Here is a 21,180-nt window from a genome sequence, read left to right as displayed (position 1 = left end):
GGGTCCAGCCGATGTCAGCAACATCCGTGTCGAGCGATCGCGTTGACCACCTCTGGAAGGGTGTGCGAGCCGGGGTGCCGATCTTCGTGGCGTCGGCACCTTTTGCGGTTCTGTTCGGTGCGATGGCCGTTGAAAATGGCCTGACCGTTGCTCAGGCCGTCTTGATGAGTGCGGCGGTGTATGGCGGGGCCAGCCAGATGGTTGGCATCGAGCTCTTCGGTCAGCATGTCGCGCCGTGGCTGATCGTGTTTTCGATCTTTGCCGTCAACTTTCGTCATGTGCTCTATTCCGCGGCTATCGGTCAGCATGTGCCGCATTGGTCGCCACTCAGAAAAGCGGTCGCTTTCTTTTTCCTGGTCGATCCGGTTTTTGCCGAGTCCGAGCGTCGCGTCGAGAACGGCAAGCGGATCACGATCATCTGGTATGCCGGTATGGCGCTGCCGATGTATTGTTCCTGGATCTTGATGACCTGGATCGGAGCCGAGTTCGGTAGTCAGGTCATGCCGGATGCTCATGCGATCGGGCTCGACTTCCTGCTGTCGATCTATTTCCTCGGCCTCGTCATGGGCTTTCGAAAACGGCCCCGCTGGCTTCCTGTCGTGTTGGTCAGTGCTGTCGTATCGGTGATCGCCTATCGCACCATCGGTTCGCCCTGGCATGTCAGCATAGGCGCGCTTGCCGGTATCCTGCTCGCCGCAGCTTTGCCGCCAAGGGCTGCGCTTCCGCTTGAAGCGGCCGCAGTCGAGGAGGCGACATCATGAGCGTCAACCTTTGGATCATCCTGCTCGGCGGTTTGGCGACCTATTTGACGCGCATCGGTGGCCACATTGTTCTGTCGCGGTTCGACAGCATCCATCCGCGTGTTCAGGCGGGGCTTGAGGCCGTGCCGGCTGCTGTCTTGACGACGCTGGTTGCGCCTGCTGCCATGAACGGCGGGCCCGCCGAATGGTCGGCTCTGTTGGTGGCCGCCCTTGTTTGCCTGCGTGCGCCGATGTTCATCGGCTTTGTAGCCGGTGCCGCAGTGCTGATCGCCATGCGGCACTGGCTGGCCTGATCAGCCTTCGAGCGGCTGCGTTTTTTCTTCCAGCCATTTGGCCGCGTCGCCGGAAACGAGCGAACCCAATTCGCGTTGAACCCAGGCATGGTAGGTGTCGAGCCAGTTGCGCTCTTCAACAGCCAGCACGCTCGGGTCGATCAGCCGCCGTTCAAACGGGCAGAGCGTCAGCGTCTCGAAGCTGTGCATCGGAATGTCGCCGCCATCCACGTCGGCAGCTGCTTCCACCACGATCAGGTTTTCCAGCCGGATGCCGTAGGAGCCGGGTTTGTAATAGCCGGGCTCGTTGGACAGGATCATGCCGGCCAACAGCTTTTCCGTGCCGGTCTTGGCGATGCGCTGCGGCCCTTCATGCACGGCGAGATAGGAGCCGACGCCGTGGCCGGTGCCATGGGCGAAATCGAGTCCGGCCTTCCAGTGGTTCAGGCGCGCCACCGCATCGATGTCGCAACCGCGCGTGCCTGCTGGGAAGCGCAGCAGCGAAATAGCGATTAGGCCTTTCAGCACGATCGTGTAATACCTGATCATCTCCGCCGTTGGCGTGCCGATGATGGTGGTGCGGGTAATGTCGGTGGTGCCGTCCTGATACTGCGCCCCGGAATCCACAAGATACAACTCGTTCTGTTCGAGCACGCGGTTGGTCTTGCGCGTCACGCGATAATGCATGATGGCGCCATTCGGGCCGGAGCCGGAGATCGTGTCGAAGGAAATGTCGCGAAGGGGCATCTGCGCTTCATCGCCGGCCGTGCGACGAAAACCTTCTAGCTTCTCGACGGTGGTGATTTCATCGACCTTCCCGCCTTGCTGCTGTTCCACCCAATGCAGGAAGTTCACGATGGCCGCGCCATCGCGGCGATGGGCGGCGCGGCTGCCTTCGAGCTCGGCTGCGTTCTTGGTAGCACGGGGCAGGCGCGCCGGATCTGCGAGCGGCACAACCCGACCGCCGTTGTCTTCCACGATCAGGCGCAGCTTCTCGGCGGCAAGACCGAAGTCGAGGCCGATAACGGCATTCTTGGAAAGCTTGGCAAGGGCGCCTTCAAGGTCTGTAGGAGCCCGCAGATCGCAGAGCTGCGTGAGGTAGGCTTTGGTCTCAATGTCGAGCTTGCGCTCATCAATGAACAACTGCGGCAGACCTTCCGCCGGCAGAATGGCAAAGCTGAGAGAGAGCGGCGTATGGAGCACATCGCTGCCACGAATGTTGAAGGCCCATGCCACGGAGGAAGGGTCTGTGAGCACGGTAGCGTCGATGCCGGTGTCGCGGACGCGCGCTGCCAGCCTGGGCAGCTTGTTTTTGGCCAGTTCGCCCGCATAGGCTTCCGGCTGGATCGCAGCGCGGCCAAGTGGCGGTTCCGGCTGATCGTCCCAAATGAGATCAACCAAATTGTCGACGGCAACCAGGGATGCGCCACGTTGTTCGACAGCCTGTCGCAAGGTGCGAACTTCCGCCACCGTATGCAGCCAAGGGTCGAAGCCGAGACGCGTTCCGCGCTCCAGGTTTTGCTCGATCCAGATCGGCGGTGGTGAGTCCACTAGGCTTTCGAAGCCGAAGGTTTGTGGATCAGCTTGGTTGCGTACCTGCAGAGTGTAGCGGCCATCCACGAAGATCAGGGCGATGCTCTTGAGGATCAGTGCGATGCCGGCCGAACCTGTGAAGCCCGTCAGCCACTGAAGGCGTTCTGCGCGAGGCGGAACATATTCGCCCTGATGCTCGTCTGCCCGCGGAACGAGGAAGCCGTCCACGCCGGTTTCTTCCATCAGGCGGCGCAACTTGGCCACGCGCTCGCGGCCTTGGGATGGGTCGGTCAGCGATTCAAAAGACTGAAACATGATGCGCTCTGTTGATGATGCAGCGTGTTCTTAGCACGCCGGCGAGCCGGATGGTGCAAAGATGAGCAGCTCGTTTTTGTGCATTGCAAAACGACATTGCTGCCATGCACAATTCTGCATGGCAAAGTAGGTCAGTGCAGCTTACCTTTCTTCTCAGAACACAAACAGATGGAGATTGAGATGACTGCACAGACCGCTAAGCGTGGCTTCTTCCGCAACGCCCTCAACGCTCTGATGGATGCCCGCTTCCGTGAAGCACAGCGCGTCGTTGATGCTTTCGAAGCCAAGAACGGCCGCACCCGCGCCGACGTGCTTGCTCGCCGGAGCATCTCCGCGGGTTACTGAGCACTGCTCATGGAATGCAAAAGGCGGCCGAAAGGTCGCCTTTTTCGTTTCAGCGCTTCAGATGAAGCGTGACCCAGCCTTCAAGCGGCAGGGTGCGAATGTGCCGAAAGCCTTGAGCGACATAGGCGGCAATGACGGCATTGCGCTGTCGCTGCAGAATGCCCGACAGGATCACCGATCCCCCGGGCACGAGATGATTGCGCATCTCGGGTGCCAGCCGCATCAACGGCTTTGCCAGGATGTTTGCGACGATCAGGTCGAAAGGTGCCGCCGCCATGGTGGCGCGGTGTGCAAAGCCGATCGCGGTTTCGCCGCGCACGAGATCGCCCACCTGATTGAGGCGGGCGTTTTCGACTGCAACCCGCACGGCAACCGGATCGATGTCGGTCGCAAGCACGCGGCGTCGCGTCAGCTTAGCCATGGCGATGGCGAGGACCGCACTGCCGGTTCCCAGGTCCAGCATCCAGCGCGGGTTTTCCCGCCTGACGACCTCGCCGATGACCGTCAAGCAGCCAGCAGTCGTACCATGATGGCCGGTGCCGAAGGCTAGACCCGCTTCGATCTCGATGCCGATGTCACTGGGCTGCAGCCGGTCACGATCATGATGGCCATGAACGAGAAAGCGGCCGGCGCGCACCGGCTTCAGTCCCTGCAGCGAAGCCGTGACCCAATCGATCTCCGGCAATTCCTCGCGGCTGATCGTGAGGTCCGGAGCGGCTGATCGGATGCGCTCTTCCGCCGTCTCGTCTTCGGCGTCGGCATAGATGGAAATCTCGTGCCGATCGGCTGCTTCGTCCAGTTCGACCATCGCGATGGGATAGCCGTCTTCCTCGAACACTGCTTCCAGTTGCCGGTGAAGATCGCGAACGGGTTTGCCTTCGCCGACGAAAAACAACCTGACTTGATCGACCATCAGGCGCCCGCCAGCCGCTTCAGCTTGGCAATCGCTGCCTGCGAATTTTCCTCATAGGCAATCGTGCCGAAGAAGTCGCCGTCGGGCTTGAGCAGCAGAACGGACGCCGTGTGATCCATCGTGTAGTCGTCGCCTTCCAGCGGAACCTTGCGGAAGTAGATGCCGAAGGACTTCGCCATGGCTTCCACTTTGGCTGTTTCACCGGTCAGGCCGACGATACGGTCAGACACATTGCCGACATAGGACTTCATGATCTCCGGCGTATCACGCTCGGGATCAACCGAAACGAAGTAGGCGCGGATGTTCTTGCCCTCGTCGCCAAGCGTTTTCAGCCAGCCATCCATTTCGAACAGGGTGGTGGGGCAGACTTCCGGGCAGTGGGTGAAGCCGAAGAAGACCGCCGAGGGATGGCCGCGGAAGGCGGCTTCCGTCACAGGCTTGCCGTCCTGATCCACCAGCGTGAACGGGTCGCCGAAGGCGCGGGCTTCAGTGCTCGACGCGCCCTGATAGATTACGAAGGACCCGATGCCCACGACAACTGCCGCAAGCAGGGCTGCGGCAATGAGGATGACGCGCATCATCGACGAACTCCTTCGATTCGGATCAAAAGCACCAGGACATGGCCGATTGAACGAGCGCCATGAAGATGGCCGGACCCTTGTCCATCCAAAGCGCGAAGCTCAGCCCGGTCACTGTAGCTGCAACCAGCAAAGCCGCCAAACGGCGGAGCGGGGCGGCAGAGGTGGGCAGGAGCGGGCGCATGCGACTTGATAGCCATTCCCGCGTGTTGCGGAAAGGTGCATCTTGCCGCTGTACCGCTTGCACTTGTGTTTGGATGCACCATTTTCACGCCGGTCCATGTTGAACAAAGGAATCCGGATGTCGTTTCGTGCAACTGCCGCGGCCGCATTGATCGCGATCGTCGGATTCGCGCCTGTTGTTCAGGCTGACGAAGTCGGCAAGGTGGGTGTCGATTGGCTCGGCAATGACATCATTGTCGAGGCGATCACAGACCCGAAAGTATCCGGCGTGACCTGCCATGTTTCCTATTTCGAGCGCGGTTTGTTTGATCGCTTGAAGAAGGGCAATTGGTTCGAGGATCCGTCCGACTCCTCCATCGCCTGCAGGCAGACCGGGCCGATCACGGTTGGCGATATTGATCTGGGCAAGGGCGGCGAGGAAGTATTCGATCAGCGCATTAGTTTGATCTGGAAGCAGCGGATGGTGAAGCGGATTTATGATCGGCAGAACGATACGCTGATCTACCTTTCGCATTCGCGCCAGGTGCAGGATGGGTCGGCCAAGATGGCGATCTCGACTGTTCCGCTCTACGGGCAAAACGTGACGTGGAGCAAGGGCAAGCCCTGATCCTTGCCTGATTGCCATCCAGCTCTGTAAAGCAGGCGGATGGCTGATCCTGAAGACCTCCGCTTTATTCCCGATGAACCGCGCTTTCACCAGAGCGCGGAGTTGAAGGGCTGCAAGCTCGGTCGGCATGTGGTGATTGCGGAACGGGTGATCCTGAGGGACGTGACCGTTGGCGATTACAGCTATTTCGAGCGTCATGCGGAAGGGGCGCATGCGACGATCGGGAAGTTCTGTTCGATTGCTTCGAACACGCGGATCAATGCTCTTGCGCATCCGATCGAGCGGATTACGAGCCACAAGGTGAGTTATCGGCCGAACGAGTTCTTCCGCTTTCTCGGCGTGGACCAGTCGGTGCGAGATAGCCGGGCGCAGGCGCGGGTGGTGATCGGGCACGATGTCTGGATCGGGCACGGGGCGGTGATCTTGCCGGGGGTGACGATCGGCAACGGCGCGGTGATCGGGGCGAATGCGGTGGTGAGCCGGGATGTCGCGCCCTTCACGATCGTGGCTGGCGTGCCGGCGAAGGTTCTGCGGCGGCGATTCGAGCCGGCGATCGCGGAGCGGATCGAGCGGCTCGGCTGGTGGGATTGGCCGAAGGAACAGTTGTTCGAGGCCATCCCTGATATGCAGGCGCTTTCGATCGCGGACTTCCTTGAGAAGTGGGAAGCCCGCCTAGCTTAAGCGATCCTATCACGCGTCCGTAAAGAGGTGGAAGGACGTGCGCTCGGGCAGGGGCATGTGGATGATGACCTGCAGGCCGGCTGGATGGTAGTTCAGCTCGACATCGGCGGCGGCCTGCTGGCGCAGCACGCGTTCGAGGAACTGCGAGCCGAAGCCGCGGCGGCGCGGGACGGGGGTAGGCGGGCCGCCTTCTTCGCGCCATTCGATCCGCAGCATCATGCGATCAGGTGCTGCTTCCACTTCCCATGACACGGCGACGGTGCCGCCGGCTTGAGACAGGGCGCCGTATTTCAGCGCGTTGATCGTCAGCTCATGCACGGCCATGCCGAGCGGGACGGCGAGGTGGGAGGGGATCTTGATGTCCGGCCCGTCGATCCTGGCTTCGCCCTTGAAGTCGGGGCCGGCTTCCGGCTCGAGCTGGGAGGCGAACAGCGCGCGGAGCGGCGCCTCCTGCCACTTGTCTTCGGTCAGGACCTCGTGGACATGGGCCATTGCCGAAATGCGGCCGAGCAGGGCCTGGCGGAATTCTTCCACCGTGAGCGAGGAGCGGGCGGTGGAGCTCATCAGGGCCTGGACGGTGGCCAGCGTGTTCTTCACCCGATGATGCAGTTCGCGCACCAGCAGGCGCTGGCGCTCCAGCCCGGATGCGAGGTCGCGATCGACGCGGGCCATGTTTTCGAACTGGCGGCGCGCGCGATATTGGCGCTGGCGGCTGTTCAGCATGGTCTTAACATTGCCGATGAAGCAGAACGGTAGATAGGGCTGTTCCACGAAGGTGACGTTGCCGAGCTTGGCAAAGCGCTCCAGGCGCTCATCGTCGTCGGCGTCGTCGTTGCGCTCGACCATCATCAGGAACGGGAAATCCGACCAGGGCGGCTGGCCTTCCAGCATGCGCACGAGCGCGCCGGTATCCACCCCAACGAGACTGTCTTCCGACACCATGGCACCGCCCGCCATGGGTGCGAGTGCGGCGAGTTCTGCCACATCCTCGCAACGATAATGCTTCACGCCATTCTGCTGAAGCAGCTGTTCCGACCGCGCCAGGTCCATCTGCGGAGGGGCGAGAACAAGGAGCGTATCCTCAGCAATCGTCACTGCCATTCCCTGTATGCTTTTTGTTGTTGTTTTGAGGACGGGAAACAGAACTGTTGCAGTCCGGTTCCGGGCAAGCCGCGAAAGTTTTAGGACGGTAGGGAAGGGCGAGCATCGGGTTGCTTGCATTCGCCATCCTTTCCGCTGAGCACTTGTGCCGGACCTCCGTAGTGCCGCGCCGACCATTTGGTTTGCGCTTGACCACCGGACACAGGTTTCCGACTTCCCGCGCTGGTTGCTTGGGAAGCGGACGCGAAACCCCGCGCCTTTGATGATAGTTTGTACGGCGCGGGTGGTTTCGCGTCCGTCGGTGGTCTTGCCGCGGCACCGGGGGGCTGTTCGGATGGCTTTCCCCCTGGAAAGGTCCGAAACAGCGCTGAACCGGCTCGTGGCCCCGGCTTACGGAGGACTGATTACCTCCAGATCACGCTACCGTCGCGCAACCAGCCCGGACACCGCCGCCCTCCTCTGATCCCCGGTGCGCACCAGAGTTCCCAACGAGGGCGATGGGTGGAGGATAGGGGGAGTTGGGAGGGGGGTGGATAGATTTTTCTTGGCGTGAAGATCACAGCGCACCAGCATCAAAGGCTTAGCGGCACCCTTACCACTTTCGTCACCCTCGGGCTCGACCCGAGGCTCCACGCCGAAACAGTCAAAGAAAAGGGAGGAAAACCGGCATCGTCGGCGTGAGAGGAGCGTTCTGGCATGGATCCTCGGGTCAAGCCCGAGGATGACGAAAGTGTGGAGGTATGAGTGGGGTTCCTTCCTTTTACGGGAGAAGGGCGGATCGGCGCGTCAGTGGCGAAACCGGTGAGGGAGTCGCCGTGCCAAGCTAGAACACCCGTCATTTAGCTCCTCCTCAGAGCAGTCCCGATAGGTTCTCAGAGCCTGAATAATTGGCGACTTAAACAGCCCTGTCAGTCGTCTCTTACAGTCTCTATGATCCTGCGCATACCTTCGGGCTTATGACCTAAGTCAACCATCTTGCTGACTAGTAGATTTCTAAACACCTCATAGCCAATGCCAAGGTTCTCATCGTCACAGAACCTTTTCAATATCTCGCGACCCGGCAAGGTGTTCTTCCAGGTACCATTCGCAAAACTTTGCTCAATATCCTCTCGAATTCGTTGCTCTTCATCTACAAGCTTGGACTCTGAAAGGGCGGTTGTGAGTATCCCGTTGATGCGCTCGACAGATCGCGAGACTGCACTTCCTAACTCTTTACCGATGGTTAGCGTGTTGGGAGAAAATCCGAGGTTTATAGAATTTATAAGTAATTTGTTGGCGTGCGTACGCATTCTATGAATGAGAACCTCAGACACAACCTTCCTCGCCGCTAGTGACAGCGCATTTGTAATGGTATCCGGCGTATATCTATTCGAAAGCCCTAAGGAGTTGGCCACGTCACACACAATATTCTCTACTAAGAGGAAGTTCTCGATGTGGTATACGTCCCATTGGAACCGGTTAACCGCTGGACTGTCTTCGTTCCCGTCAAGGGTGTCCCGGTCGGTGACAGCATAATATTTAGTTGGAAGATCGCCTTTTTCGTAAGCGCGGCTTAGAACCTGATGTAATAATTTGACCCTCTCTTTGTTCGTTCCCGAGATGAGATTAATACCGCGGAGTTCAGTGGCGAACAGCTGTCCGACAAATGCCTTATCAAAGTCTGAGTCACCTCCGCCTTCAAAGATCAAGCCTTTCCCGCCGGGACGGTATGCTGCCAAGTCGCCGACTAGATCAGCCAGTACTACATCCAGGTCGGCGGTAACCGCGAGTGGTCGAATCTGAGATGTTTCTCTACGATCAGCTCCGCAGGGAAGCATGTGGAAGACATTGAAACCCGGTCGCCCAACTGAACTGCCCCCCATTTCGACCGGACAGTCGGCATAAGCAGAAAGGCTCAAGCACAGGCTTGAGGACAGGCTTATGTCTAACGAGTATCGACACGTTGAATTGCTGACGGGTGATGTTCGCCGCAGGCGGTGGACAACCCAGCAGAAGCTGACAATCATTGAGCAGAGTTTCGAACCAGGCGAGACGGTATCGTCCACCGCTCGCCGCCATGGCGTTGCGCCTAACCTGCTTTATCGGTGGCGCAGGCTCTTGAGCGAGGGAGGTACTGCAGCCGTGGATTCTGACGAGCCGGTGGTCGGCAATTCGGAAGTGAAGAAGCTGGAAGATCGCGTCCGCGAGTTGGAGCGCATGCTCGGCCGTAAGACGATGGAGGTCGAAATCCTCCGCGAAGCCCTTTTCAAAGCGGACTCAAAAAAACGGATATCGCGGCCGATCTTGTTGCCGAAGGACGGTTCCCGATGAAGACCGTCGCAGACACGCTGGGCGTCTCCCGTTCCAACCTCGTCGAGCGGCTGAAAGGCAAATCAAAGCCGCGCGGGCCATACCACAAGGTCGAGGATGCAGAGCTTCTGCCCGCCATTCGCAGGCTCGTGGATCAAAGGCCAACCTATGGCTATCGGCGGGTCGCCGCGCTCCTCAATCGCGAAAGGCGAGCCGCCGATAAGCCTGTCGTCAACGCCAAACGGGTTCATCGCATCATGGGCAACCACGCCATGCTACTGGAGAAGCATACGGCCGTTCGCAAGGGCCGCCTCCACGACGGCAAGGTCATGGTCATGCGCTCCAACCTGCGCTGGTGCTCGGACGGTCTGGAGTTCACCTGCTGGAATGGCGAGGTCATTCGTCACGCCTTCATCATCGACGCCTTCGACCGGGAGATCATCGCCTGGACGGCGGTCGCCAATGCAGGCATTTCCGGCTCAAACGTGCGCGACATGATGTTGGAGGCAGTCGAAAAGCGGTTCGCAGCAACCCGAGCCCCGCACGCTATCGAGCATCTCTCGGACAACGGTTCGGCTTATACAGCACGGGAAACCAGGCTCTTTGCCCAGGCGCTCAATCTGACGCCCTGCTTCACGCCGGTGGCCAGCCCACAGTCGAACGGCATGTCCGAGGCATTCGTCAAAACCCTGAAGCGGGATTACATCCGCACCTCGGCACTACCGGACGCCGAAACGGCGCTCCGGCTCATCGACGGATGGATCGAGGACTACAACGAAATCCATCCCCATTCCGCGCTCAAGATGGCTTCCCCTCGGCAATTCATCAGGGCTAAATCAACCTAGCCGACCTGTCCGGTGAAACGGGGGGCACTCCACCAACAGCCTCTCGGATCAGAGCATCCGAGTGCGTAACCAACCAAATCTGGTTTTGTAACGCTTCGCCTAAATGCTTTTTGTAGAACTCAGGTAGACCGCGAATAAGCCGTGGATTGAGGTGTAGTTCAGGCTCATCAAGCAAGATTATAGAATTCCTCGGTGCAGAACTACGGATACGGAGATATCCATATAATATTTCTTTCTCCCCCGAGCTTAATTCATCAAGATCGTGGGTGCTTCCGTTCTGAGTAGTTACAGGAAATGATAGGCTTCCGTCAGATGTCGGTTGTGGTCCTTCAAATCTCTTATCCGGAAAAAACGAATCAAAGAGCTCCTTCAAAGTATCAACAAGCGATGCCTCTTCATTGTATCGTTGGCTGTTTGCTTTTTCAGCAAGTAGCTCCTTGATGAAATTTCCAGCCATTTCGCTTTTCACATTGTTGTATTTGTTATTATAATTATATAGCGTATGCTGACTGTACGACAGGTTAGTTTGCTCAAGGCTGAGGTTGATGCCTTGAACCGCTTCACGTCCGTAATGACGCTGTGCTCCGTGAAAGTCTATAACGCCAATGTTCCGGGGTCGATAATTGCTAAAGATTACACTGAGGGCCTTTGAGTCAGTAATTATGATCTGACCGGCCGAATCTATTTTTACGCGCGCAGTAAGAAGGGGAAGAGCAAGTTCTTGCTGAAGCTGAGGCAGTTCATTGGCAACGCGCTGCAAAACGACAGGTTGTTGATCTCGGAACTGGGCTGCGAACATAGCCTTCCGGTATCCGCCCCATTGAAAAGCTTCCGGAAGGACAGTTTGCCATATTGTTTGCTCTAGAAGTTCAGCCGCATGAGCGGTTACGTAGGCTCTCTCGTCATCTCGAAGAACAAACTGCGCCTCAATCTCTATATCTTTAGTTGGATCATTGAAAAGGCCGCTTAGGTGTTTTGAGCTGCCGTGAAGTTGAATGGCAAATTCGCCGAAAAAATTTTGCCACTCATTTTGCTGATATCCTCCATATGTTGATTTCAGCAATCTTATCGCATCAAACAGACAAGACTTTCCAGAACCATTTTGGCCGGCGATGATGATCGTGTCGCCCAGGTCAGTAGCCTCGACACGCTGGATACCTCGAAAATTTGAGATTACAAGATTCCGTATCTTCATGAACTATTGTCCTCCCGTCTAAAGCACCTTAATCCTAGATGTGCCATAAAACATCGGAGCGACAAAGTCATCCAACGTGGAATCCGATCGCTGGATACATTGCGATTGACAGTGCGTCGCGGGATTGTTCGTAATAGTAGCCCTGGGACTTCAAGTAGGCTCTTTTCCTGATTGAATTAGCTGCCCCTCAAACCCCCGTCACAAACCCATCCAGCACCCGCTTCTGCCCCGCCTTGTCAAAATCGATCGTCAGCTTGTTGCCCTCGATCGCCGCGACATTCCCGTTGCCGAACTTCTGGTGAAACACCCGGTCGCCCACTGAGAACGCCGACGGGGTGTCCATTGTGGATTTGGCGATGAGTTCGCCTTCGATGGTGCGGGTTTTGACGGAGCCTCGGCCGGCGCCGCGTTGGGAATCGGTTTCGCCGTAGCCGATGCGCTCGACGCCCGCGCCTGAGCGGGTGCCCCAGTTGCGGTCGGTGGCGGCGGTTTTGTTGGCTTGGGCGCGGGCCCAGCCGGGGGTGGCGTAGGTGTTGGAGAAGGAGCCGGAGCCGGCATTGTTGCCGGACCCTACGGAATCAAAGCGGGATGCGCCGTAGGGGTTCTGGCGATTACCCCCGCGCCCCTGCGCGAAGGCCCCGCCATAGCCGCCATAGGACGAGCCGGCTTCCGCCACGTCGACATGGGCTTCGGGCAGTTCGTCGAGGAAGCGCGAGGGGATGGTGGACTGCCAGAGGCCGTGAATGCGGCGGTTCGAGACGAACCAGATATGCAGGTTCTTCTTGGCGCGGGTGACGCCGACATAGGCCAGGCGGCGCTCTTCTTCGAGGCCGGAGCGACCGCCTTCGTCAAGGGAGCGCTGGTGTGGAAACAGGCCTTCTTCCCAGCCGGGCAGGAAGACCGTTTCATATTCCAGACCCTTGGCCGAATGGAGCGTCATGATGGTGACCGCGTCCTGCTCGGCGTTCTGCTCGGTATCCATGACCAGCGCGACATGTTCGAGGAAGGAGCGCAGGCTCTCATACTCCTCCATGGAGCGGATGAGCTCCTTGAGATTTTCGAGCCGGCCCGGCGCTTCGGCCGAACGGTCGTTCTTCCACATGTCGGTGTAGCCGCTTTCCTCGAAGATGATTTCGGCAAGCTCGGTATGCGGAGTGTTGTCGAGCATCTTCTGCCAGCGGCGGAAGTTTTCGACGACATTGCGCAGCGATGCGCGTGGCTTGGCCTTCAGCTCCTCGGTTTCGACGATGTCTTCGGCGGCCGTCAGCATCGGCACGCCGCGAGCACGCGCAATGTCGTGCAGCTGGCGGATCGTGGTTTCGCCGAGGCCGCGCTTAGGGGTGTTGACGATGCGCTCGAAAGCCAAATCGTCGGCCGGCTGGGCAACGACGCGGAAATAGGCCATCGCATCGCGGATTTCCTGGCGCTCGTAAAAGCGCGGGCCGCCAATGACGCGGTAGTTCAAGCCGAGCGTGACGAAGCGGTCTTCGAACTCGCGCATCTGGAACGACGCGCGCACGAGGATCGCCATGTCGTTGAGGTTGTGGCGGCGGCCCTCGCGGTCGGGGCGTTGCAGCTGCTCGATGGTTTCGCCGACCGCGCGCGCTTCCTCCTCCGAGTCCCAGGCGGCATGAACCATGACCTTTGAAGCGTCGGGATCGCTGTGTTCGGTGAACAGCGTCTTGCCGAGCCGGCCTTCATTATGCGCGATGAGATGCGAGGCGGTGGCGAGGATGTGGGCGGTGGAGCGGTAGTTGCGCTCGAGGCGGATGACGGCCGCGCCCGGAAAGTCTTTCTCGAAGCGCAGAATGTTGTCGACCTCCGCGCCGCGCCAGCCGTAGATCGACTGGTCGTCATCGCCGACGCAGCAGAGGTTGACTCTGTTTTCGCTTGCAGCCGCATCTCCCTCCCCCTGGAGGGGAGGGGTAAGGGGTGGGGGACCCTCAGTGCCAAGACTACCCCCACCCGCGCCTTCGGCGCGACCTCCCCTCAAGGGGGAGGTTGGGCGTTCAGCCTTGGGCCGCTGAGCGAGCAGACGCAGCCACATATATTGGGCGGTGTTGGTGTCCTGATACTCGTCGACGAGGATGTATTTGAACTTGCGGTGATATTCGGCGAGCACGTCCGGATGCTCGCGGAACATGCGGATGGGCAGGCACAGGAGATCGCCGAAGTCGCAGGCGTTCAAGGTCTTCAGGCGGTCCTGATAGGCCTGGTAGAGTTCGCGGCCCTTGCCATTGGCGAAGGAGCGGGCGTCGCCTTCCGGAATGTCCTTGGGTCCGTAGCCCTTGTTCTTCCAGCCATCGATCATCATGGCGAACTGGCGCGCGGGCCAGCGCTTGTCGTCCAGACCTTCCGCCTGGATCAGCTGCTTGATGAGGCGGATCACATCGTCGGTGTCGAGGATGGTGAAGTTCGAGCGCAGGCCGGCGAGTTCGGCATGGCGGCGCAGAAGTTTCACGCCGATGGAGTGGAAGGTGCCGAGCCACGGCATGCCTTCGACCGCTTCGCCCACCAGCACGCCGATACGCGTCTTCATCTCGCGCGCGGCCTTGTTGGTGAAGGTCACGGCGAGGATCTGGCTGGGGTAAGCGCGGCCGGTGGCGAGGATGTGGGCGATGCGGGTGGTGAGCACGCGCGTCTTGCCGGTGCCCGCGCCTGCCAGAACCAGTACGGGACCTTCCGTGGTTTCGACGGCAAGGCGCTGTTCGGGGTTCAGGCCCGAGACGTAATCGGGCGTTTGCGCTTGAGGGCCGCGACGCGCCGCCATCGCACGCGCGGCAATACCGCCCCCGGCTTTACGGGCGGGAGGATTAGGTGCCGGTTCGCCGCCGGGTTCGTCGAAGAAGGGCAAATCAAAGGGATCGGACATATCCGGCAATGTAGTGATTCGAGACTAAAGTGCCAGACAATCCGTTCGCGCTTAGTTCTGGCCCGGTTCCTGAGACGCGATGCGGCGGTCGGTCATGTTCAGCCGGCCCGCGGAAATCTCGGCGGTGAGCTTGCGCAGGAAGGGGTCGGACGCCGTGCGCTCTTCCAGCTCCTGCATGCGGTTCATGGCGATCAGCGACAGGAGGTCGGTGCGGGCGTTGCCGTGATCATCGCGCGGCAGGGCGTCGACCTGCTGCACGAGATCGGCCGAAGTGCCGTGGCGGGCAAGATCATGCGGATCGAGCTCGGCGCCGGCTTCCACGAAGGCATAGATGCCGGTGCCCTTGCGCGGAAACGGGTAGGTGGCGAGCGCGACATCGGTGACGCCGGGTAGGGCACTAAGCTGGTCGCGAATGGCCGCGCCCTCATTGTCGATACGGTCGCCGGTGCCCTCGCCATCCGACCAGTTGAAGATGCCGCGCGTGACGAGGTTGTAAACGCGCTTGCCGGTCGCCATCCATATCCGTGAAGGCAGCGAACGGCGGGCGAGTAGGCGTTTGCCCGTAGGCGTCAGGAGATGCGGCGCGAAGGCGCGCTTCTGCTTCAGCAGATGGCGGAAATCTTCGTAAGCCATGGTGTGGAACAGGCTGCCGCGGCGGCGATGAAGGGAGGCCAGCTGAAAGTCGATCACGGCGGCATTGCCATCCGGCGTCATCAGCCAGTTCTGCGGCTTGGCGAGATCGTTATGCGTGATCCCTGCGCGGCGCAGCTTACGCAAAAGCACCGCGGCGTCGCGGTAGAAGCCGGCATGGCTTGGGCGCGCGAGATGCAGCGGCGTGCCTTCGCTCCAGGTGCGGAACAGGCCGTCCTTGTCGGTGGCCAGCAACTGCGGCGTGCCGGGCAGGCCGCGCACGGCCTTGAGCGCGCGAATCTCGCGGCGCGCAAGCGTCCAGGCCAGCGGCTTCGACCACCAGGGTGCGGCCGAAACGATGCGGCGGATCACCGGCGTTTCCACGTCATCTGCCAGATGGCCCTTATGCGTCTCGGAAAAGACGTCGCGCTTGAGCACGGTATCGGTAACGAAGTTCTGCATTTCACCTCAACTGGATGAACCCGTGTTTAGCGAGGGCGGGGCCGGGACACAACGACATCCAGCCTTGCGGAACCGCTTCAACCGATGTTCATTTGGCAGATGGGAGGCTTCATCAGTCCTGTGATCCGGCAAAGATCGGAAACGGACCCGGATGCGGCAGGAGAACAGATTTGAGCGAACAGGCTTTAACCCACACTTTCGCTAGGGATCGCCAGCGCGGTATTCCCAACAGCGACCTGCCTTTTCTCCTGTGGAAGAACAGGCTTCCCGAAGACGCAAGAGCCGGCGAGGCCGCGTGCCGGCTGTTCGAGCGCAATGGCTGGACGGGCACCTGGGTCTATACAGTCTTTCCGTTCTGGCACTTCCACACCAAGGGTCATGAAGTGCTGGCCTGCGTGTCCGGCCATGCCGTGATCGGCTTCGGCGGTGACAGCGGGATTACGGCCAAGATCGAGGTCGGTGATGTCTGCATCGTGCCGGCCGGCGTCGGGCACAAGCGGATCAGCGCCTCGACCGACTTCCGGATGGCAGGCGGCTATCCGCCGGGACAGGACGGCGACATCAATCATCCCGGCGATCTCGCAGATCACGTGATCGAAGACGCGCTGGCGCAGGTGGCCCTGCCGACGACGGATCCTGTGACGGGTGAGGCGTGGACTGCATGGTTACGCTGAAGCGGGTTGACAAGCTGGGTCCGCCGACTTGATGTTTAGTGCCAGAAACGGTACTTAACTTAGTATCTTTCCGGGTTGGAACATGATGATGCAGCGGGTCGAAGCGAATATCGCAGTCAGTGTCTCAGACCTGAAAAAAAGTCCCTCGTCAGTGTTGGAGTCGGCCGATGGCGAGGCCGTTGCGGTCCTAAACCATAACAGGATCATGGCCTACATGGTGCCTGCGGAGGTCTATGAGAGCATGCTCGAACAGCTTGACGATCTCTATCTGACGGAGATCATCAAAGCCCGAGCGCATGAGAAGGGCGAGCCGGTCGATATCGATGCCCTATAGGCTCGAATTCTTGCCGTCCGCGAAGAAGGAGTGGGACAAGCTTGGTTCGACCATTCGCCAACAGTTCGTCAAGAAGCTGCGTGAGCGATTGGATGTGCCTCGCATACAAGCTTCTGCTCTCCATGGCATGCCGGACCATTACAAGATCAAGCTGCGCCAACTTGGATACAGGCTTGTTTACCGCGTGGAAGATGAAACAGTCACCGTGCTGGTCATAGCTGTCGGCAAACGCGAACGCGGTGATGTCTACACTCTTGCGCGTGATCGAAGCCGGTAACACTTCTTTCCAGTCTGCAGCTAAGCATGGTAGGTCGTAATGGTAACAGGTTCGCAGCACCTCAGGACAATCGAAGCCGGCGCGCTGAGCGTCGCTTATCTGGAGACTGGGCCGGCGGATGGGCCGGTGGCGATCCTGCTGCATGGTTTTCCCTATGACGTGCATGCCTTTGACGCGGTGGCGGAGCGGCTGAGCGGGCAGGGGTGGCGCTGCATCGTGCCTTACCTCCGGGGCTATGGCGCGACGCGGTTTCTATCGTCGGAGACGATGCGGTCGGGACAACAGGCAGCGCTAGGCAATGATCTTCTGGCGCTGATGGATGCGCTCAATATAGAGCGCGCCGTGCTCGGTGGTTATGACTGGGGCGGGCGTGCTGCCTGCATCGTTTCGGCTTTGTGGCCCGAGCGGGTGTTAGGACTGGTGAGCTGCGGGACGGGCTACAACATCCAGGACATTGCAGGCGCGAAGCAGCCGGTCGATCCGGACAGCGAATTTCGCTACTGGTATCAGTATTACTTCCACACAGAACGCGGGGTCGAAGGACTATCGCGCAAGCGTTGCGAGCTGACGCAGTTCATCTGGAAGCTGTGGTCGCCTACATGGGGCTTCGATCAGGCAACCTTCGACCAGACAGCCGAAGCCTTCGACAATCCCGATTTCGTGGATGTCGTCATCCACTCCTATCGCCATCGCTACGGGGTGGTTGCCGGCGATCCGGAGCTTAAGGGGCTGGAGCGTCAGCTGGCGGATCAACCGATGATCAGCGTGCCGACGGTCGTGCTGGACGGCGGGGACGATGAAGTCAGCGTGCCTTCGGAAGAGGACAAAAGCGCGCCGCATTTTACCGGACCATACCGACGCGCAATCGTGCCGGGCGTCGGGCACAACTTCCCGCAGGAGGCACCGGAGGTGTTTGCGGATGCGGTGGTGGAGGTTGGGAGCGGGCGTTGAACGATCGGCAAACTAGGAAGTACTCGCAAGTCTTCTAAGAAAGAGCTATATTTCCGCTATGTCTCAGGCATTCCCATCAACGAAACTGACTGTGCGTGACGTAAGAAGCGGCCGGCTTTTGACCGTCAAAGGAGCCGGCGCGCTGAAATCCAGCGCCTTCACCATCCAGAAAGATGTTGATCTCACCAAGCCGATCGCTTCGCAGGCCATTCGATCTTCGACCGCTCGGAAGCCCAAGACTTAATTGGCCGGCGTTCTGCTAGATACGCATGCGCTGTTTTGGCTTGTCAGCGGGCAAGACCAGTTGTCGGACGAAGCTCTCATTGCAATTGCCGAGAGTCAGGAAGCAGGCGCTCTTTACGTTTCACCGATTACCGCTTGGGAGTTGGCGATCGCTGCTCAAAAGCCTCTGCATCGCGATCGTCCCGATCTTCGGGATGCGTCCCCCGCACAGTGGTTTCGTAGTGCGCTTGAAGAAATTACAGCCAAGCTGATCCCCATTGATGAACAGGTTGCTGCAGAAGCTGCCGAAGTCGTCGTTGAAACCGGCCATAAAGATCCCGGTGACTGCTATTTGATTGCTACCGCTCGCATAGCCCGGATGCCACTCGTCACGCGCGACATGGTTATGCAGAGGCTAGCCTCATCTTCGTATCTGCAAATTATCCTCTGCTGACGGATCAAGCCCTTAGGAGCTTCCATGATCACCGTTCACCACCTCAACAATTCCCGCTCGCAGCGTGTAATCTGGATGCTTGAGGAACTTGAACTGCCTTATGAGATCAAGCGCTACGAGCGTTTGCCGACGCTGATGGCGCCGCCGGAGTTGAGGCAGGTTCATCCGCTGGGTAAATCGCCAGTGATCGAGGATGAGGGGCGGGTGATTGCCGAGAGTGGGGCGATCGTGGAGTATCTGGTGGAGAAGGCCGGCGGGCGGTTGGGTGCTCCCGATGATGTCGAAGGCGCGCTGCGCTATCGGCACTTCCTGCATTATGCCGAAGGTTCGCTGATGCCGCCATTGCTCTTGAAGCTGGTGTTGAGCAAGGTGCCGATCATGGGCCGGTTTGCGATGAAGCGCATCCAGCCGATGATCGATGTGCATCTGGATTATGTGGAAAGCGCGCTGAAGCAGCGGCAGTGGTTTGCCGGCGACGACATGACTGCCGCCGACATCATGATGAGCTTTCCGCTTGAAGCCGCGCGGGCGCGGGCGGGATTGGACCGTGATCGTCCGAAGACGATTTCCTGGCTGACAAAGATCCAGTCGCGACCGGCCTATAAGCGCGCTCTGCAGAAGGGCGGTCCTTACGCTTACGGCTGAGGGTCCTTTCAGACCTTACGCTTGATGCTGATGGTGCGACCGGCTCGCTCGGGGCGGGGCAATTCGGCATGGGCGGCGAGCATCGCATCGATGTTGGCCTTGATGTCGGCGGGGAAGGGCGTGACCTTCGGGCCTGCCATGTCGACATGCAGCGTCAGGCTTTCAGATGTGGCGGCGAGCCAGCCGTCGACATGGTTGATTTCCTGAAAGACATGGAGCCGCTTTTCATCGGCATCGAGCACCTGCGTCGAAACGGTGACCTGCGCGCCAAGATGCAGTTCACGGATATAGCAGATGTGGATTTCGGCCGTGTAGGTGGTGAGCTTGCGGGTGGCCGCATAGGTCGCACCGATGCCCAGAAGATCCCAGGCCTGATCCAAGCCGCGATCGAACAAGACGTTGTAATAGGCCATGTTGAGGTGGCCGTTATAGTCGATCCAGTCCTTCTGTAGGTCCAGCGGTGTGGATGTGAAGGGAACGGGCAGGGGCGAGGTCAAGTTCACGGGCAATCTCCTCATATCACCTCAGGAAAAATCGGTGCGCCGTTCTCGGATAAACGATAGAAGGCGCATCATGATAGAGCCCGTCGTTACGGCGCGGGTTTGAAGACGACCGGGGAGAGTGTCATGGCGTTGAAGGATGCGGTTGCGGCGGCGCGCAACGAAGAGGGTATTGCTGTTGTCGTGGCTGCGGTGAAGGCGCGCTTTGGCGATCGCGCCCAGACCGGCCAGACTTTTCGCGAACAGCATGGCCACACCACGACCTATCTTCCCACGCAGGCGCCGGATGCGGTGGTTTGGCCTGAAACCACGGAAGAAGTCAGCGAGATCGTGAAGCTGTGCGCGGCGAACCGTGTGCCAGTTGTTCCGTTCGGCGTTGGCTCTTCCCTGGAAGGCCAGGTGAATGCGCCGGCCGGCGGCATCTGCCTGGACATGGCGCGCATGAATAAGGTGATCGTGATCGACGCGGATGATCTCGACGTGACGATCCAGCCGGGTCTGACGCGTGAGGAGCTGAACGTGCACCTGCGCGATACGGGCCTGTTCTTTCCGATCGATCCGGGCGCGAATGCGACCCTGGGCGGCATGGCGGCGACGCGGGCTTCCGGCACCAATGCCGTGCGCTATGGCACGATGCGCGACAATGTTCTGGCGCTGGAAGTCGTAATGCCGGACGGGTCGATCGTGAAGACCGCCAAGCGCGCCAAGAAAAGCAGCACGGGCTACGACCTGACGCGGCTGATGGTGGGCTCGGAAGGCACGCTTGGGGTCATCACGGCGCTCACGCTCAAGCTTTACGGCATTCCGCAGGCGATTTCCGGCGGGATCTGCACCTTCCCGTCGCTGGATGCGGCTTGTCGCGCGGTGATTATGACCGTGCAGATGGGCATTCCCGTCGCGCGCATCGAGATCGTCAATGCGCTGCAGATGCAGGCGATCAACCGCTACAACAAGACGGATTATCCCGAGCAGCCCTGTTTGTTCCTGGAGTTCCACGGCTCGGAAACGGGCGTGGCGGAGCAGGCGGAACTGTTCGGCGAGATCGCGAGCGAGCTTGAAGGCGGGCCGTTCAGCTGGACCAAGGTTGCGGAAGAACGCGCCAAGCTGTGGAAGGCCAGGCACAACGCCTATCATGCGGCCGAAGCGCTGGCGCCGGAAAAGAAGGCGCTGTCGACCGACGCCTGCGTGCCGATCTCGCGGCTGGCCGACTGCATCGCCGAAACCGAACAGGATATCGCGGACACCGGTCTGATCGCGCCGATCGTGGGTCACGCCGGCGACGGCAATTTTCATACGCTGGTGCTGATCGACATGAACGATCCCGACGAGATCGAGCGTGCGGAAGGCTTCATCGAGCGCTTGGCGCGGCGGGCGATCGCGATGGACGGGACGATCACCGGCGAGCATGGAATCGGGCAGGGCAAGATGGCTTATCTGCGCGAAGAGCTTGGCGGAGCCGTAGACGTGATGAAGGCGATCAAGACGGCACTCGATCCGCTCAACATCATGAATCCCGGCAAGATCTTACCGGCATAGCTTGA

General features: G+C 59.7%; 23 protein-coding genes. 13 read left to right on the top strand and 10 right to left on the bottom strand.

All coding sequences use genetic code 11. The features are described from left to right. Nucleotides 1–11 precede the first annotated feature (11 nt). Nucleotides 12–761 carry an AzlC family ABC transporter permease gene (locus IE166_RS06715; RefSeq protein ID WP_189502688.1) on the top strand — a complete coding sequence of 250 codons (750 nt, stop codon included), beginning with the start codon at nucleotides 12–14 and terminating at the stop codon, nucleotides 759–761. Then, a complete protein-coding gene (locus IE166_RS06710; protein ID WP_189502687.1) occupies nucleotides 758–1,054 on the top strand; it encodes an AzlD family protein in 297 nt (98 codons plus the stop codon). The genes IE166_RS06715 and IE166_RS06710 overlap by 4 nt, the downstream gene beginning before the upstream one ends. Here IE166_RS06710 and IE166_RS06705 read toward each other — a convergent pair whose 3' ends face one another. Continuing rightward, a complete protein-coding gene (locus IE166_RS06705) occupies nucleotides 1,055–2,881 on the bottom strand; it encodes an aminopeptidase P family protein (protein ID WP_189502686.1) in 1,827 nt (608 codons plus the stop codon). It lies immediately after the preceding gene. A gap of 180 nt (nucleotides 2,882–3,061) precedes the next feature. Between IE166_RS06705 and IE166_RS06700 the strand changes: the two genes are divergently transcribed. Then, nucleotides 3,062–3,226 (top strand): hypothetical protein, encoded by a 165-nt coding sequence (locus IE166_RS06700; RefSeq protein ID WP_189502685.1) that lies wholly within the window; start codon nucleotides 3,062–3,064, stop codon nucleotides 3,224–3,226. A 49-nt stretch (nucleotides 3,227–3,275) separates the two neighbouring features. Here the strand turns inward: IE166_RS06700 and IE166_RS06695 are convergent, their stop codons facing one another. Genes IE166_RS06695 through IE166_RS06685 form a run of 3 tightly spaced genes read right to left on the bottom strand, consistent with a single transcriptional unit; the run spans nucleotide 3,276 to nucleotide 4,901 of the window. Continuing rightward, nucleotides 3,276–4,139 carry a 50S ribosomal protein L11 methyltransferase gene (locus IE166_RS06695; protein ID WP_189502684.1) on the bottom strand — a complete coding sequence of 288 codons (864 nt, stop codon included), beginning with the start codon at nucleotides 4,137–4,139 and terminating at the stop codon, nucleotides 3,276–3,278. After that, the gene (locus IE166_RS06690; RefSeq protein WP_189502683.1) at nucleotides 4,139–4,720 is read right to left on the bottom strand and encodes an SCO family protein; all 582 of its coding nucleotides are present in this window, start codon (nucleotides 4,718–4,720) and stop codon (nucleotides 4,139–4,141) included. Before IE166_RS06690 ends, IE166_RS06695 begins: the two co-directional genes overlap by 1 nt. 22 nt (nucleotides 4,721–4,742) lie before the next feature. Next, nucleotides 4,743–4,901: a hypothetical protein gene (locus tag IE166_RS06685; RefSeq protein WP_189503330.1), complete on the bottom strand. Its 159-nt coding sequence runs from the start codon at nucleotides 4,899–4,901 to the stop codon at nucleotides 4,743–4,745. Between the two features lie 117 nt (nucleotides 4,902–5,018). Between IE166_RS06685 and IE166_RS06680 the strand changes: the two genes are divergently transcribed. Further along, nucleotides 5,019–5,507: a CreA family protein gene (locus IE166_RS06680; protein ID WP_189502682.1), complete on the top strand. Its 489-nt coding sequence runs from the start codon at nucleotides 5,019–5,021 to the stop codon at nucleotides 5,505–5,507. Nucleotides 5,508–5,546: 39 nt separating this feature from the next. Then, nucleotides 5,547–6,188: a DapH/DapD/GlmU-related protein gene (locus tag IE166_RS06675; RefSeq protein ID WP_189502681.1), complete on the top strand. Its 642-nt coding sequence runs from the start codon at nucleotides 5,547–5,549 to the stop codon at nucleotides 6,186–6,188. A 9-nt stretch (nucleotides 6,189–6,197) separates the two neighbouring features. On the opposite strand, the gene IE166_RS06670 is transcribed toward IE166_RS06675, so the two are convergent. Next, nucleotides 6,198–7,289, bottom strand: a complete 1,092-nt coding sequence (locus IE166_RS06670; protein ID WP_189502680.1) for a sensor histidine kinase — start codon at nucleotides 7,287–7,289, stop codon at nucleotides 6,198–6,200. A gap of 908 nt (nucleotides 7,290–8,197) precedes the next feature. Further along, a complete protein-coding gene (locus tag IE166_RS06665; protein ID WP_189502679.1) occupies nucleotides 8,198–9,187 on the bottom strand; it encodes a DUF4435 domain-containing protein in 990 nt (329 codons plus the stop codon). Between the two features lie 22 nt (nucleotides 9,188–9,209). Between IE166_RS06665 and IE166_RS06660 the strand changes: the two genes are divergently transcribed. Beyond that, a protein-coding gene (locus tag IE166_RS06660; protein WP_189502678.1) for an IS3 family transposase occupies nucleotides 9,210–10,423 on the top strand; the annotation gives its coding sequence in 2 pieces (ribosomal slippage) (nucleotides 9,210–9,546 and nucleotides 9,546–10,423; 1,215 coding nt in all). Here the strand turns inward: IE166_RS06660 and IE166_RS06655 are convergent. The 3 genes from IE166_RS06655 to IE166_RS06645 all read right to left on the bottom strand — a co-directional run bounded on the left by IE166_RS06655 (nucleotide 10,410) and on the right by IE166_RS06645 (nucleotide 15,582). Beyond that, entirely contained in the window at nucleotides 10,410–11,618 is a 1,209-nt protein-coding gene (locus IE166_RS06655) for an AAA family ATPase (RefSeq protein ID WP_189502677.1), read from the bottom strand. The two genes, IE166_RS06660 and IE166_RS06655, sit on opposite strands and share 14 nt — an antisense overlap. A gap of 187 nt (nucleotides 11,619–11,805) precedes the next feature. Then, nucleotides 11,806–14,490, bottom strand: coding sequence for an ATP-dependent helicase (locus IE166_RS06650; protein ID WP_189502676.1), 2,685 nt, complete (start codon nucleotides 14,488–14,490; stop codon nucleotides 11,806–11,808). Between the two features lie 51 nt (nucleotides 14,491–14,541). Then, nucleotides 14,542–15,582, bottom strand: a complete 1,041-nt coding sequence (locus IE166_RS06645; RefSeq protein WP_189502675.1) for a serine/threonine protein kinase — start codon at nucleotides 15,580–15,582, stop codon at nucleotides 14,542–14,544. A gap of 170 nt (nucleotides 15,583–15,752) precedes the next feature. Here IE166_RS06645 and IE166_RS06640 point away from each other — a divergent pair, with 170 nt between their 5' ends. The 6 genes from IE166_RS06640 to IE166_RS06615 all read left to right on the top strand — a co-directional run bounded on the left by IE166_RS06640 (nucleotide 15,753) and on the right by IE166_RS06615 (nucleotide 19,139). Next, a complete protein-coding gene (locus tag IE166_RS06640; protein ID WP_189502674.1) occupies nucleotides 15,753–16,256 on the top strand; it encodes a cupin domain-containing protein in 504 nt (167 codons plus the stop codon). Nucleotides 16,257–16,338: 82 nt separating this feature from the next. After that, nucleotides 16,339–16,590 (top strand): type II toxin-antitoxin system Phd/YefM family antitoxin, encoded by a 252-nt coding sequence (locus tag IE166_RS06635; protein WP_244641343.1) that lies wholly within the window; start codon nucleotides 16,339–16,341, stop codon nucleotides 16,588–16,590. Next, the gene (locus IE166_RS06630; RefSeq protein WP_189502673.1) at nucleotides 16,580–16,867 is read left to right on the top strand and encodes a type II toxin-antitoxin system RelE family toxin; all 288 of its coding nucleotides are present in this window, start codon (nucleotides 16,580–16,582) and stop codon (nucleotides 16,865–16,867) included. The genes IE166_RS06635 and IE166_RS06630 overlap by 11 nt, the downstream gene beginning before the upstream one ends. 39 nt (nucleotides 16,868–16,906) lie before the next feature. After that, the gene (locus tag IE166_RS06625) at nucleotides 16,907–17,818 is read left to right on the top strand and encodes an alpha/beta fold hydrolase (RefSeq protein WP_189502672.1); all 912 of its coding nucleotides are present in this window, start codon (nucleotides 16,907–16,909) and stop codon (nucleotides 17,816–17,818) included. Between the two features lie 244 nt (nucleotides 17,819–18,062). Continuing rightward, nucleotides 18,063–18,494, top strand: coding sequence for a type II toxin-antitoxin system VapC family toxin (locus tag IE166_RS06620; protein WP_189502671.1), 432 nt, complete (start codon nucleotides 18,063–18,065; stop codon nucleotides 18,492–18,494). Nucleotides 18,495–18,518: 24 nt separating this feature from the next. Continuing rightward, nucleotides 18,519–19,139, top strand: a complete 621-nt coding sequence (locus tag IE166_RS06615) for a glutathione S-transferase family protein (protein WP_189502670.1) — start codon at nucleotides 18,519–18,521, stop codon at nucleotides 19,137–19,139. Between the two features lie 8 nt (nucleotides 19,140–19,147). On the opposite strand, the gene IE166_RS06610 is transcribed toward IE166_RS06615, so the two are convergent. Next, on the bottom strand, nucleotides 19,148–19,657 hold the full coding sequence (locus IE166_RS06610; protein ID WP_189502669.1) for a thioesterase family protein: 510 nt from the start codon (nucleotides 19,655–19,657) through the stop codon (nucleotides 19,148–19,150). 108 nt (nucleotides 19,658–19,765) lie between these two features. Here IE166_RS06610 and IE166_RS06605 point away from each other — a divergent pair, with 108 nt between their 5' ends. After that, nucleotides 19,766–21,175, top strand: coding sequence for an FAD-binding oxidoreductase (locus tag IE166_RS06605; RefSeq protein ID WP_189502668.1), 1,410 nt, complete (start codon nucleotides 19,766–19,768; stop codon nucleotides 21,173–21,175). The last annotated feature ends 5 nt before the right edge of the window (nucleotides 21,176–21,180 follow it).

Origin of the sequence: Tianweitania populi, from assembly GCF_014652875.1 — a bacterium.
Lineage (GTDB): Bacteria > Pseudomonadota > Alphaproteobacteria > Rhizobiales > Rhizobiaceae > Tianweitania > Tianweitania populi.
Note: the sequence above shows the minus strand (reverse complement) of the source record. Positions and strands in the feature narration are given on the sequence as shown.